8 protein-coding genes and 2 pseudogenes are annotated in these 14,488 nt (G+C 45.8%); 7 read left to right on the top strand and 3 right to left on the bottom strand.

What is annotated here, in order from left to right:
* Positions 1-1,416: pseudogene (gene mtbB, locus HWN40_RS00950) on the top strand ([dimethylamine--corrinoid protein] Co-methyltransferase).
* Positions 1,417-1,579: 163 nt separating this feature from the next.
* On the top strand, positions 1,580-3,067 hold the full coding sequence (locus HWN40_RS00945; RefSeq protein WP_176964002.1) for an APC family permease: 1,488 nt from the start codon (positions 1,580-1,582) through the stop codon (positions 3,065-3,067).
* Between the two features lie 52 nt (positions 3,068-3,119).
* Here the strand turns inward: HWN40_RS00945 and HWN40_RS00940 are convergent, their stop codons facing one another.
* From HWN40_RS00940 to HWN40_RS00930, 3 genes are all read right to left on the bottom strand, one after another.
* Positions 3,120-3,920: a helix-turn-helix transcriptional regulator gene (locus HWN40_RS00940; RefSeq protein WP_176964001.1), complete on the bottom strand. Its 801-nt coding sequence runs from the start codon at positions 3,918-3,920 to the stop codon at positions 3,120-3,122.
* A gap of 62 nt (positions 3,921-3,982) precedes the next feature.
* A complete protein-coding gene (locus HWN40_RS00935) occupies positions 3,983-4,393 on the bottom strand; it encodes a response regulator (RefSeq protein WP_176964000.1) in 411 nt (136 codons plus the stop codon).
* A gap of 17 nt (positions 4,394-4,410) precedes the next feature.
* On the bottom strand, positions 4,411-6,456 hold the full coding sequence (locus HWN40_RS00930; protein ID WP_176963999.1) for a histidine kinase dimerization/phosphoacceptor domain -containing protein: 2,046 nt from the start codon (positions 6,454-6,456) through the stop codon (positions 4,411-4,413).
* 294 nt (positions 6,457-6,750) lie between these two features.
* Between HWN40_RS00930 and HWN40_RS00925 the strand changes: the two genes are divergently transcribed.
* The 5 genes and pseudogenes from HWN40_RS00925 to HWN40_RS00905 all read left to right on the top strand — a co-directional run bounded on the left by HWN40_RS00925 (position 6,751) and on the right by HWN40_RS00905 (position 14,372).
* The gene (locus HWN40_RS00925) at positions 6,751-7,407 is read left to right on the top strand and encodes a methyltransferase cognate corrinoid protein (RefSeq protein ID WP_176963998.1); all 657 of its coding nucleotides are present in this window, start codon (positions 6,751-6,753) and stop codon (positions 7,405-7,407) included.
* A gap of 13 nt (positions 7,408-7,420) precedes the next feature.
* Positions 7,421-8,797: pseudogene (locus HWN40_RS00920) on the top strand (monomethylamine:corrinoid methyltransferase).
* A 170-nt stretch (positions 8,798-8,967) separates the two neighbouring features.
* Positions 8,968-9,987: a methylcobamide:CoM methyltransferase MtbA gene (mtbA, locus tag HWN40_RS00915; protein WP_176963997.1), complete on the top strand. Its 1,020-nt coding sequence runs from the start codon at positions 8,968-8,970 to the stop codon at positions 9,985-9,987.
* A gap of 512 nt (positions 9,988-10,499) precedes the next feature.
* A complete protein-coding gene (locus tag HWN40_RS00910) occupies positions 10,500-12,428 on the top strand; it encodes a hydantoinase/oxoprolinase N-terminal domain-containing protein (protein WP_176963996.1) in 1,929 nt (642 codons plus the stop codon).
* Positions 12,429-12,452: 24 nt separating this feature from the next.
* A complete protein-coding gene (locus HWN40_RS00905; protein ID WP_176963995.1) occupies positions 12,453-14,372 on the top strand; it encodes a hydantoinase/oxoprolinase family protein in 1,920 nt (639 codons plus the stop codon).
* Positions 14,373-14,488: the final 116 nt, after the last annotated feature.

Below are 14,488 nucleotides of genomic sequence, written 5' to 3'. Positions count from 1 at the left end.
GTGAAAGTTGTGGCAACAGAATATAAGTTAAGAATGGGAGACGGAAAGCGTCTCTTCATGACAAAGGAGCAGATCGTAGCTGACCTGAAAGAAGGTATGGCAGATGCTGCAGACCTTGGTGACATTCCTGATCTCAGTGAAGATGAGATCGACAAGCTCGTGGAAATTATCACCATGCCTTCCAGGATGGTAGGTGTAGAGCAGGGTATGGAAGTTCCCGTAACCCACGACATCGGAACCATCAGGATCGATGGTGACCAGGGTAACAGCGGTGTCGGTATCCCGGCAAGCAGGCTTGTTGGTGCAATGATGCACGAGCGTGCATTCGGTGCTGACACAATGGAACTCGGTCACATCGACTACAGTTACAAGCCTGCAAAACCTGTGATCGCACAGGAAATGCAGACAATGGAAGTCTGCCAGCAGAACATGATCGTTCCTCTGCTCTACGGTGCAATGCCAAACATGGGTCTCTACTATACACCAGACGGACCATTTGAGAACCCCGGTGACCTTATGAAGGCATTCAAGATCGATGAGGCAAGAGAGTCCATGGAGCACTCTGCAAAGCATCTTACAAGGGACATTGTATGGATCATGCAGAGGATGATGGCATCCGGTTCCGATGGTGTCAACTTCGATACGATCGGTGCTGCAGGTGACGGTGACATGTATGCCTCCCTGCATGCGATCGAATCACTGAGAAAGCAGTTCCCTGATATCTATATCGAAGCAGGTATGGCAGGAGAACTTCTGCTTGGAATGCACGGTGAGCTTGAATACGACGGTACAGTGCTTGCAGGTCTCTGGCCACACCAGCAGGCTGCACTTGTTGCAAAGGCAGGAGCCAATGTTTTCGGACCTGTTGTAAACACCAACACCAGCAAATCTTCAGCATGGAACCTTGGAAGAGCTGTTACCTTCATCAAACAGGCTGTTAAGGATTCAACAATCCCGTGCCATGTGAACATGGGTATGGGTGTAGGCGGTATCCCGATGCTCGAGACCCCGACGGTTGATGCTGTATCAAGAGCCAGCAAGGCGATGGTCGAAATTGCTGGCGTGGACGGCATATAGATAGGGGTCGGCGACCCGATGGGTATGCCGATCTCCCACATAATGACCTCCGGAATGAGCGGAATAAGAGCAGCAGGTGACCTTGTTGCAAGAATGGAACTGGCAAAGAGCATGCGCGTCGGTGACGCAAAGGATTACGTTGCAAAGAAGCTCGGTGTTTCCACACTTGATCTAAGTGATGAATATGTGATGAGGGAATTGAGAGAGGATCTTGGTATTGGTGTAATCACTTCAGTTGCAGGAGCTCCCAAGGGAATTGCTGCAAAGATGAACATCGAGAAGCTTCTGGATATAAAGATCAACTCATGTGAGAAGTTCAGAGGTCAGGTGAGCAAATAAGCGTTAATTGCCGTCATGCAGGCTGTGTCTGTACGGCGGCTGTATGATACCTGCAACTTCCCGCAGATGATGAAAACATAACCTCCAATTTATGAAACTCATTAACGCTCTTTCGGAAGGTCTGCAGGTATCAGTAATTATTATCAAACGAAGGTGAAAATATATGAATTCGAATGAAGAGACAGGGATTGACTGGCAGCATGCCGAGCAATGCTCAAAAGTGGTATGTGAGTCCGGTGAATCTGGTGGACTTGAGCGTTCGATCGACTGGAAACAGGGTCTTGCCATCGCTGTGGGTGTGCCTCTGCTGATCCTGCCGTCGATAGGATATTTTGCAGGCTGGCTATGGTCGGCTGCTATTATTGTGTGGGGTCTTTCCGTATTCCAGGGTTTCATGCAGAATCTGGCTTACGGTGAACTTGCAACAACTTTCCCGAAGGCATCCGGTCTTCCCGGATTTGCACAGAATGTATTCAAAACACCTGACTACGCAGGAAAGTATGACAGAGGTAAGCTTATAGGCGGATTCAGTGCATGGAGCTACTGGTTTGCATGGAATCCCGTACTTGCTATCTTTGCAATCCTTGTGGGTTTCTACCTGCACAGTCTCTTCCCCTCACTTGCAAATACATTCACTGAATATCAGCTATCGCTTGCTGCAGGAATCGTGATATTCGGAGGTCTCATACTTGTCAACTACCGTGGTGTATCAAGTGGTGCACTGGTAGGTTATATCCTTGCAGCACTTGCATTTGTACCATTGATCATAATTGCCCTGGCACCATATGCCACAGGGGATTTCGTACTTTCGAACATCACCAGCACCTGGCTGCCAACAGACTGGGTATGGGACCTTAACAGTGTCCTGATCCTGCTGGGTATATTCGCAATGGCTCAATGGAGTGCATGTGCATGGGAAACAGCAGCTATATACGGTCCCGAGTACAGGAATCCGGGTACGGATGTGCCAAAGGCACTGTTCTCCTGCGGTGCGATCTGTTTCTTTGCATATGTAATCGTGCAGACAACAGTTACCGGTGTGCTAGGTATAGAGGGTATCGCCAACGCACCGATCGATCCTATGCTTCCGGTTGCACAGGCATCCCTTGGTGATATAGGTTCAACCATCGCTATTGTAATGCTCATTGCTGCAATGGTGCTCATCATACAGACTGCATACCTGGGATCTTCAAGGGCAATGCACTCAATGGCAGTTGAAGGAAACCTGCCAAAGGTTTTCGGTAAAGTAAACAGCCATGGAACTCCCGTATTCGCCATGGTAATTATTGGCCTGTTCAACCTGGTACTCATATCAATGGGTACTCCAACAGCTATCCTTGCAGCATCCGCCATAGGATATGTTTGTGCCAATGGTATCAGTCTCTTTGCATATGTAAAGGCAAAGATGAACCCGCACCTTGTAGGTCTCGAGAGACCTTTCAAGGCACCAAAGGGCTGGAAGAACGTCGCACTTATGTTCGGTCTGTTCAACATTCCTCTCTGTCTGATCGGTATAATCTATCTAAACAGTATAGAAGGGAGCTGGTTCTCCACAGGTGTAGGAATAGTCGTACTGGCTCTGTACATACCCATGTGGTATTATTCACAGCATGAGAGCCATGTGGCAAGATCGGAACCACAGACAGCATAAGAAAGGAGACCTGGACAGCAAGCATTAAAAATCTGCTTGCTGTACGATTTTTTTATTTTATATTACAGTTTAAATCACAGATATTTTCTGACTTATCCTTGTAGTAGCTGAACAATTCCCGGCTCCACTCGAGAGCCCTGGAATCGAAGCTCATTATAATCCGGTGATCGTATTGTCCCTGTTTGTCAAAGAAACAGAGAAACAGGAAACGATCGGTTGTAACAAGTGTAGCAAGACCTGATACTTCATTTGAGACAGAAAAATCAGTGCTTTCACAATCCAGAAATTTTTGCATATCTTCTTTATAATCGTTCTGCATTCTCTTGTGTACCGAACTGCTCAGGACAAGCGAGAACTCAATACCTTTTTCGGCAAGTTTTGAGTAAAGGGCAGGGTATTCCGGATGGAAGTACGCATTAAAGGCCATAATGTAGCCGGACTTATCGATGTTTTCAGTAAATTCTTCCGGAAATTCAAAAAGATAGTTCAGGTCAGGCTCTATAACCAGATAATTCCCCAATTCCCCCAGTCTTTTCAGAAGATGTCCTGGTATACCGCTCAGGTCGCGGTTCAGCCAGTAACTGCTGTTATCCTCGAAGACTTCCACCGCCTGCAAAAGAGGCAGCATGTTCTCAACCATTACCCTCCCCATATCGGTCAGGATATAATAATCATTGTTCTGGATAACAAGTCCATGCTCTTTTAGTTTTTTAATCTGGGGAATAAGGGCCGTGGAGGTCACATTGAGACTTGTTTTAATCTCTTCACGGCTTTTCTGACCCTCTACCAGAAGTAACAGGACATTCTTTCGTTTTTCTGAATTGAAGATTATATCGATCAACGACTTGTTCATTGGAATTACCTGCCACTCCTGTTTATTTTATAAGTTCTGTTATCTTCTTGCTGTTTGAAATCCTATGAACCTGTAAGCTCTTTTCTTCCCCCGTCATCCATTTTATGTCTGTAAAGTGCGATTTCAATATTGCTATGCAGATCATTGATCTTAAATGGTTTGACAATGTAGCCATAAGGTCTGGTAACCTTGGCCCTTTCCAGTACCTCGTCATCGGAGAATGCTGTCAGGTAGATTACGGGAATATCATATTTCTTGTGTATCTCTTCCACAGCCTGGACCCCATCCATCTCCCCTTTCAGCATCACATCCATGAGGATCAGATCCGGAAAAGTGATCTCTGTCATCTTTATGGCTTCTTCGCCTGTTGAAGCGATTGCCGGAACTGCATAACCCAGGCTTTTTAGTTTCTTTTTGATATTAAGAGCGATGATATTTTCATCCTCAACTACCAGTATCTTTGTTTCTTCCATATGTTCACCTGTGATCTTCATCGATTTAATATTATAACGAAATTTGTACCCTCTGTATTTTCAAGTTCAATGCTACCTTCTATCTGGCTTGTCAGTGTGGTTACCAGTTGCAGGCCAAGTGAATCCGTCTCCCTGAAATCTATATCTTCAGGGAAGCCGACTCCGTTATCTCCCACTTCGAGCGTCAGTTTATCATCAACTGAATGCAGATTTACGTATATTTCTCCATCCTGGCCCGGTTCGAACGCATGTTTGAATGAGTTGGAGACAAGTTCATTCACTATCATCCCAAGTGGAATGGCGGTGTCCATATCAAGGAAAACATTATCAATATCCGTTTTAACCTGGATCTTGTCTTTGTCCATGATATAGGAGTAAGATAGCTCGTTAACAAGCTTCATGATATAATCCGAGAAATCAATACTTTCCATGTCCTGTGATCTGTATAGTTCCTCATGAACCAGCGCCATTGATACTACTCTGTTCTGGCTTTCTCTGAAGGCTTCGACAACATTCTCGTTTTCAAATTTCTCAGATTCAAGATCAAGGAGGCTTGAGATCACCTGCAGATTATTTTTTATACGGTGGTGTATCTCTTTTTTCCGTATCTCTTCCACTTTTTTCCGTTCGTCCATCATCCTGGAGAGGGTTTCTCTTGTTTTTTCAATTCCCTCGGTCAGGATGCGGAAATCCCCTTCTCCGTATACTTCTACTTTTCTTGAGAAATCATTGTTCTGGACCGCTGTCAATACTTCGTTGGAGTCCCTGATAATGGTGTCAAGGGAAGCTGCAAAGTTGTCCAGGGTATCCGCAAGTTGTTTGAATTCTCCCTTTACATCCAGATCGGAACGTTCGTTTAACTTTCCGTTTGCAAGTTCATTGGTCAGTCGGATCGTATCTCTGATAGGTGCTATCACCGTCTCAAGTATCTCGTTCAGACCCATGGGTATTTCCCTGAAATCAACTTCTACGTCCGTGTTTGCCCTAGAGTCTAGTTTTCCTCTGATAGCATCGTTTGAGATGCTTTTAAAATCCTGTACTATATTTTTGATCGGCCGGCTAAAGGACATTCCAATAAGATAGGAAACTCCAGCCATGAAAATAACAGATACAAGGGATATCTGTAGAAGCCTGTCGCTAAGTGCAGTCACACCGGCAAATATCTCATCTCTGGGAACCACCAGTATAAAAGAGAAATTCCCTGTTCTGATAGGCTCATAGAACATGACCACCTCTTCTCCGGTGCTTGGATCTATTGTTTCCACATGACCGCTTTTACCCTCTCTTATATCGTCTGCAGCCTTTGATATTTCCGGGATGTCGAAATCATAAAGTGTTTTCTCACCTATCCAGTCCTTGTTAAAAGGATGTGAGACAAGTATACCGGTGTTTCCTGTCATAAAAGCATAGCCAGTATCGAATGCTTTTACATTGCTTATTTCATCGTCAAGGTAGTTCAGTGAGACATCCACCCCTCCGATCCCTTCAAATTCCTCGCCATTCAGGATAGGATATACATAACTTACGATGAACACACCCTCATAGTAGTAAGGTTCTGTGAGTGTCTCATTTTTGGTTAACTTCGGAACCTGATAGTAGTCAAGGTTTTCATAATCCAGCAGAGGCTCAAGCTCTATATCACCGTCTATCTTGTTCCAGTAGGGGATGAACCTTCCTGTGGAATCATGACCAGCAGCGTTTATATAGATTTCATCCTGGCCGTCAAAGGCATTTGGTTCATAGGCAACATATGTGCCAAGAAGGTGAGGATGTTCCTCCAGAAGATTATAGAGCATCGCATTTGCTTCTTGTCTGCTCATGGAGTCATAACTGCTCATGCTTACTGCAATGGTTTCAGCAATTGCCTGATTCTTTTCCATATCCCCGTTGAAATCGTTGGCATAGCTTCTGGCTATTTCTGTTGCCTGTTTGTATGCAAGTTCTTCTTCCTGGCTTGTCACGGTTGAAATTGTCATTGCAGTACTGGCCACAAGTACAAGCAGTGTACCCACGACTATATACAGTATTAACTTAGCCTTCAAAGGCATATCTTTAAGTTTCATTGCAATGGCCTTTTTTCAGATATCGAATTCTGCAGGATTAATTGGTATATGAATCTCTATTTGATTTTCCTGCTTTAAAATAAACGTGTGATTGGATTACAATGACGTTGTAATGTTTCACTATGATTATAATTGCAAATTCCGAGAAATAAAAAGTTTTAAATATTAGGAAGTAGGTTCAAGATTACCGTATGCCTGTAACTAGTGAAGGACCCAAGTCATAGATTTGAAAAACATCTAAAAACGTCATTCATCGTCTTGACACTAGCAAAGGACCGTTAAGGAGACAAAAATATGTCAAAGCAGGAAATTTTAGACAAACTCAAGGACACCATTGTAAATCAGAACATCAATGGTTGTGCCGAAGCTACCCAGGAAGCCCTGGATGCAGGACTCACTCCTGTTGAGATCATCAACGACGGTCTTTCACCGGGAATGAAGGTAATCGGAGACAAATTCGAAGCAGCAGAGATCTATCTTCCACAGATCATGATGTCCGCAAAGGCAATGAACGCCGCAATGGAGATCCTTCTGCCTATCATGGAAGCAGAAAAGGGAGAAGCTGACGAGGGCGCAGGTCTTGCAATTACCTACGTACAGGAAGGAGACATTCACGATATCGGCCACCGCCTTGTGACAACCATGCTTGGTGCAAACGGTTTCAAGATCGTTGACATGGGAGTTGACGTTCCAAACGAGAAGGTCACAGAAGAAGTGGCTAACAATAAGGGTAAGAAAATCCTGCTCGTAGGTTCAGCACTCATGACAACATCAATGCTCGGACAGAAGGACACAGTCGAAATGCTTTCCGAAGAGGGTCTGAGGGACTCCGTGAAGATAATGTTCGGTGGAGCACCAGTATCCGATAAATGGATCGAGGAGATCGGGGCAGACGCAACAGCAGAGAATGCAGCTGATGCAGCCCGTGTGGCACTTGACCTTATGAAATAAGGAGGCATGTAAGATGACATTTTCAAGATCACTTGATGTTTACGAATTCTATGAAAGGGCAAAGAAGGGAGAGAAGACAACCCAGGATGACTGGGACCTTATGACCATTCCGATGAAGGCAATGGAACTCAAGCAGAAGTACAACCTCGACTTCAAGGGAGAGTTTGTTCCAACCGACAAGGACATGATGGAAAACCTGTTCAAGGCAGGTTTTGAGATGCTGCTCGAGTGCGGTATCTACTGTACCGACACCAACCGTGTGGTAAAGTACACAGAAGATGAGATCTGGGACGCTATCAACAACGTCCAGAAGGAATTCACACTTGGTACCGGCAGAGAGGCTATCAGGGTCCACAAGAGAAGTGTCGGTGACAAGAGAAAGCCAGTGGTCCAGGGAGGTCCAACAGGTTCACCAATTTCCGAGGACATGTTCATGCCTGTCCACATGAGCTACGCTCTTGAGAAGGAAGTCGATACGATTGTCAACGGTGTCATGATGACAGTCCGTGGCAAGCCACCAATTCCAAAGAGCCCTTACGAGGTACTTGCAGCCAAGACAGAAACAAGACTCATTAAAAATGCATGTGCAATGGCCGGCAGGCCTGGTATGGCCATATAGGGACCAGAGACTTCCCTGTCCGCTCAGGGAAATATATCTGCTGACTGTGCCGGTGGCATGGCCTGCAGTGACAGCCATGAAGTTTCACAACTAAATGAGCTGAAAATTGATCTTGATGCACTGAGTGTTATTGCACACTACAATGCAAACAGTGACATCATCATGGATGAGCAGATGCCTATCTTTGGTGGCTATGCCGGTGGCATAGAGGAAACCACGATAGTTAACATCGCAACCCATATCAATGCATTTGTAATGAGCAATGCAAGCTGGCACCTTGACGGTCCGGTCCACATCCGCTGGGGATCCACAAACACTCGTGAGACCCTTATGATTGCTGGCTGGGCGTGTGCAACAATCTCAGAGTTTACCGACATGCTCTCAGGTAACCAGTACTATCCATGCGCAGGTCCGTGTACCGAGATGTGCCTGCTCGAAGCATCCGCACAGTCCATCACCGACACAGCTTCAGGCCGTGAGATCCTCTCCGGTGTGGCAGCTGCAAAGGGTGTTGTACAGGATAAGACCACAGGTATGGAAGCCAGGATGATGGGAGAAGCAGCGAGAGCAACAGCAGGAATGGATATCGAGGATGTCAACAAGGTCCTTGATCTCCTTGTAAGTTCCTACGAGGGCAATTATGCAAATGCACCACAGGGTAAGACCTTCCAGGAATGTTACGACATCGCTACCGTAACGCCAACAGACGAATACGTCAAGGTCTACGACGGCGCACGCAAAAAGCTCGAAGAATTCGGACTTACATTCTAAGTCCGCAAATCACTGTGATAACATAGTTTATCACTTCCCTAACGAGCCGGCGCCTAATCACCGCTGGCTCAACTTTCACACATTTGTATTGATAAGACTGAAAATGATCTCCAAGATATGAATGGCTGGTTTCCAATTGCCAACCATCTCTTCTTCAGGAGCTTAAAATTATGGCAGAATATACCCCCAAAGAGAGATTAGCACGTGCACTTACAGGACAGCCTGTTGACAGGATGCCAGCGATCTCCGTCACACAGACAGGTACCGTTGATCAGATGGAGGCTTCCGGAGCTTTCTGGCCTGAGGCCAACGAGGATGCTGAAAAGATGGCAGCACTTGCAGAAGCAGGTCACACCGTAGTAGGTTTTGAGGCAGTACGTGTACCTTTTGACATTACCGCAGAGGCTGAGTTTTTCGGCTGTGAGATCAAACCCGGTACAATGGAACAGCAACCCTCTGTTATCGGTCATGTGATAAGTAACACAGAGGATATCGAGAAGTTCAAAGGCTACAGCCTTGATCACGGAAGGATCGGTGTTGTCTGTGACGCTATCAGGATACTGGCAGACAAGTACGGTGACGAACTTCCTGTCATGGGCAGTATGATCGGTCCTTTCTCCCTTGCACAGCACCTCAATGGTGATGACTGGTTCATGGCCATATTCACAGACGAGGCCTTCGGTCTGGCACTTATGGAGTTCACAACCGATTTCTGTGTTGCATATGCAAAGAAGATGGTCGAGAACGGTGCCGACACAATGGTCATCATTGATCCTACAGCAAGTGCCCAGCTCATTGGTGCAGAGTTCTATGAGAAGTTCGTCGTGCCATACCACGCAAAGATAGTTGATGCAATGCACGAGGTCAACGTACCTGTAGTGTTGCACATCTGTGGTGATACCACCAAGGGACTTGCACTCATGGAATCCTCAGGTGTGGATGCCATCAGTGTTGACCAGAATGTTGACGTTGCAACCGCTGTTGGAAACGTGGACAAGGCAGTGATCGTCGGTAACCTTGATCCTGTGAACGTCCTCTGGAACCAGACCCCGGAAGTCGTAAAGGAAGAATCACAGAAGGTACTGGACGCAGGAGTAGGCCTGCTGGCACCAGGCTGTGGTATTGTCAGTAAGACACCGACCGAGAACCTGCAGGCAATGGTCGAGATGGCAAAGAGCCACAAATATTAGTGTAGTGCAAAATCTAGAAAAAAGCTCCTGCAATTCGTTTTCTTTTGATAAAATTTTTAATTAACTCCTTAAAAGTCCCTCTTCTAATCTGGTATTTATACTTTTCTCTTAAAGGAAAAAGTATAGCACTATATATAATTTTTGGAATTATTTTCTGTATATACGATTACTGAAATGTAGGACAAACGCAATCAGTAGTCATATACGATATGCTGAAATGTCATTTTTTGAGACAAGCTAATGTTGCCTTGCAGGAAAAATATAAATAGTAGGGACGTATAGCATTAATTGAGGTTAAAGTAGTCTTCATTATTTGTTAAAAGGTCTATATCCATCTAAGGCTACACGAAAATCTCTGCAGTAATTCAGCTCCACAACTCCTTTGTTTCATAACAAAGGAGTAGAATTTCTGCAAAATATCATCATCACTAACTGTCTTTTGAACTGCCGCATATGGCATTGCTCACAAAGATCAGGTACCTGTTAAGCTTGAGAGAAGGGAATGATGTACAATGCGGTACAGTCTGGGAATAGATGCCGGTGGAACTTACACTGACGCAGTGGTAATAAGAGATGGCGATGGGGAGGTCGTCGATCTCAATAAGTCTCTTACAACTTATCCTGAGCTGCTCACAGGTATCAGGAGCTGTCTTGACGGCATTGATCCGGATATTCTCCAAAAGGTTTCTTTTGCTTCTGTTTCGACCACCCTTGCAACCAACAGTGTACTTGAGGATACGGGATATCCTGTAGGTCTGATACTCGTAAATGAAACCGAGATACACAACAGGTCCGGTATAGAGAATTTTATCTCTGTGAAGGGCGGTCATGACAGCTCAGGCAATGAAGTGTGCCCTCTGGACATCGAATCAGTAAAAGCTTTTGTGAACAGGCTCATGGATAAAGTATCAGCGTTTGCAGTCTCTTCCTATTTCAGCGTGAGAAATCCTGATCATGAACTTACAATCAAGGACCTTATAACCGAGCTTACAGGCCTGCCTGTGGTATGCGGCCATGAACTCTCCCAGGACCTTGGTGCATACGAGCGCGGTGTGACAGCTTATCTGAACGCACGCCTAATACCTGTTACAAGGGATTTTATGGATGCTGTACAGGGCGAACTTCACCGCAGAAATCCAGACATGAATATCATGATGCTCAAATGTGACGGTTCCATGGTGGGCATCGGTGAAGCTCTTAAAAAGCCCATTGAGTCTGTTTTTTCAGGTCCGGCGGCAAGCCTTGTGGGCGCATCTTTCCTTTCAGGAAGTGATACCTGTGCGGTTATAGATGTAGGAGGGACCAGCACCGATGTTTCCCTTATGTATGAGGGTCTTCCTAAACTTTCGGATTCAGGGGCTATTGTAGGGGGATGGCACACAAAAGTCAGGGCTATTCATATGGAGACCTCGGCCATGGGTGGAGACAGTCATGTATGGGTCAAGAACCATGTAACGAACATAGGCCCGAAAAAGGTAATACCACTGTGCCTGGCGGCAGACATCTATCCGGAGATCATTGAAAAAGTAAAAAAAGGCCAGACGATCCAGAGAAACCAGTATGGTGAGAACATACAGCTTACCAAGTTCTTTGTCAGGACCGGCAAAGCCCCTTTGGAACTCAGCTCTGCTGAAAAAGAACTGCTTGAGAGAATTAAAGACAGGCCTCTTGCGGTTACTGAAATATACTGGGACAGGAACCATCTCCCAAGTCCGGGGGCGCTTGATACTCTTATCAGAAAAAGGCTGATCAAAGCAATCGGTTTCACGCCCACTGACGCCCTGCATGTGCTGGGAGATTATGATCAGTGGAACTCCGAAGCATCAAAAACAGCCGCTTCAACACTGGCTGCCCTGGCAGGTACCGATGAGCTGGAGTTTTGCAGACAGGTTAAAAAAAGAGTTGCCAGGAACATGGCATTGAATCTTGTATCCTTCCTTCTTGAAAAAGTTGACAGGAACGAGATCTATAAGGTTCTGGAAAGTGAGAGCTTTGCAAGGTTCAGGATCGATGTCCCGGTTGTGCTCTTAGGAGGACCGGTTCCTGCATATCTCGATGAGCTGAACAGAATAATCGATGCCGAGATAATAGTTCCTGAGAATGCAAGTGTCGGGAATGCCGTGGGAGCTGTGGCGGGTAAAGGTGTCAGCAGACTGGAGATCCTGATAAGATCAAACTTCAGTGAATCCAAGTATAATCTGCGTGCAAAGTCATTCATTGTTTTTTATCCAGGTGGAAGAAAGGAATTTTCTGATTATCATGAAGCCCTCATTTTCGGAGAAAGGACAGGAACAGAGTTGATACTGGGATACATGGCCGACTCCGGGCTTGATGAAAACGAAGTGAAGATAGATATCAACAAAAAGGACATTCTTGTACATGATGTGGGCATTCCCGTGGAAACAAGGCTTGTCTTTCTGGGAATAGGAGAAGCAAGGTAACTTAAATCAAAGGTGTGGACAGAGATGCAATACAGTCTGGGAATAGATGCAGGTGGAACGTATACCGATGCGGTAATAGTCCGGAGTTCGGACAGGAAGATAATTGATGCCAATAAGGCCCTGACAACATATCCTGATCTTTTGCAGGGTATTGAGAATGCAATAGACGGTCTTGATGGAAAATATCTCAGGGAAGTGGAACTTGTCTCTGTTTCCACGACCCTTGCAACCAATACCATACTCGAGCAAACGGGATATCCTGTGGGATTGATCCTTGTGGGAAAACACACCTTGCATGCAAGCACTCCTATCAGGGAGTTTGTAGTCGTTGAGGGTGGTCACAATCTCGATGGAACTGAGGATGAAAGGCTCGACACTGAAGCTGTAAAGGATTATATTCTGAAGGTCAAAGACAGGGTATCTGCCTTTGCAGTCTCTTCCTATTTCAGTGTCAGAAATCCGGCTCATGAGATTAAAGTGAAGGAGCTCATAAGCGAGCTTACAGGTCTGCCTGTGGTCTGCGGACATGAGCTCTCCCAGGACCTGGGTGCGTATGAACGTGGAGTTACCGCCTATCTGAATGCCCAGCTACTCCCAATAGCAAGTCACTTTATTGATTCTATCCGCTCCGATATCAGTAAAAGAGGCATCGATGCAAAGCTTATGATGCTAAAATGTGATGGTTCTGTGATCGGTATAGAGGAGGCCATGGCAAAACCAATAGAGTCCATATTTTCCGGGCCGGCTGCAAGTCTTATGGGTGCTTCTTTCCTGGCAGGAGATGATACCTGCAGTGTCATTGATGTCGGAGGAACAAGTACCGATGTGTCACTGATCGATTCTGGTTTTCCGGAACTGGTAGATACAGGTGCCGTGGTCGGGGGCTGGCATACAAAGGTCAAGGCCATACGTATGGAAACTTCGGCCATGGGTGGGGACAGTCATGTCTGGATCAAGAACCGGGAGGTTAATATCGGTCCCAGGAGGGTAATCCCTCTCTGTCTTGCGGCTGTGAGATACCCGGGCTTTATTGATTTGCTCAGGTCTGGCAGGACTCCTTCCAGGGTTCAGCTCGGTGAGAACATCCAGCCTACAAAATTCTTTGTCAGGACTGGCAAACAGAGTGCAGGTCTTAGTGGATATGATAAGGACATCTTCGAGATAATAGGTAATGAGCCGGTATCAGTCAATGATATTTTCTGGAAACTCGGAAAGCCTGTATCTCCCGATCGTATTGACAGTCTGATACAGAAAAGACTTGTTCAGGCCATAGGTTTCACCCCTACGGACGCACTTCATGTGCTTGGTGAATATACCGGCTGGGATGTTGAGGCTTCCATGGTCGGAGCAAAACTGCTTGCAAGACTGACACCAATGGACGAGTATGAACTCTGCAGGGAGATCAAAAAGGAAGTTGCGATCAATATGGCTCTGAGTCTTATGGGTTTCATGTTCCATGGTGTGGAAAAGGCAGAGATCGAGAAGATTCTCAGGGGCGATTATTTCTCCCAGTTCAAGGTGAACGTGCCGGTTGTTTTGCTTGGAGGTCCGGTCAAGGCTTACGTTGAAGAGCTCGGGGAGCTGATCGATGCAGAGATTATTGTTCCCGAATATTCCGCAGTCGGAAATGCCGTGGGAGCACTTGTGGGTAAGGGTGTCAAGAGATTTGAAATACTGATAAGGTCCTTTTATGAAAAATCCCAGCGATCGATTCTGGTGTTTTCCCAGGATGGCAGAAAGAAATTCGGAAACCATCAGGAAGCTATGAAATATGCAATGGAGCTGGGCAACAAACTGGTCCTCGACTATATGGTGGACTCAGGGCTGGAATATGATGATATCGAGATCGATGTTAAAAGAGAGGATATAACCATGGATGAGGATGCCGGGGTTCCTGTAGAGACAAAGCTGACCTTCATGGGTGTGGGTGTACCTAAAGCCTGAATCCTTCCGGTATCTCACATGTTTTGAATCAGATATCAACAGGGAAAATTATAAATATCATTTTTTCATACTTTATTTTGACGAATACTCTATGTGGAAATCAGATCATGTTGATC

This window comes from Methanolobus zinderi (assembly GCF_013388255.1).
GTDB classification, from domain to species: domain Archaea; phylum Halobacteriota; class Methanosarcinia; order Methanosarcinales; family Methanosarcinaceae; genus Methanolobus; species Methanolobus zinderi.
The sequence above is the reverse complement of the archived record's forward strand: the minus strand, read 5'-3'. Positions and strand labels throughout refer to the sequence as shown.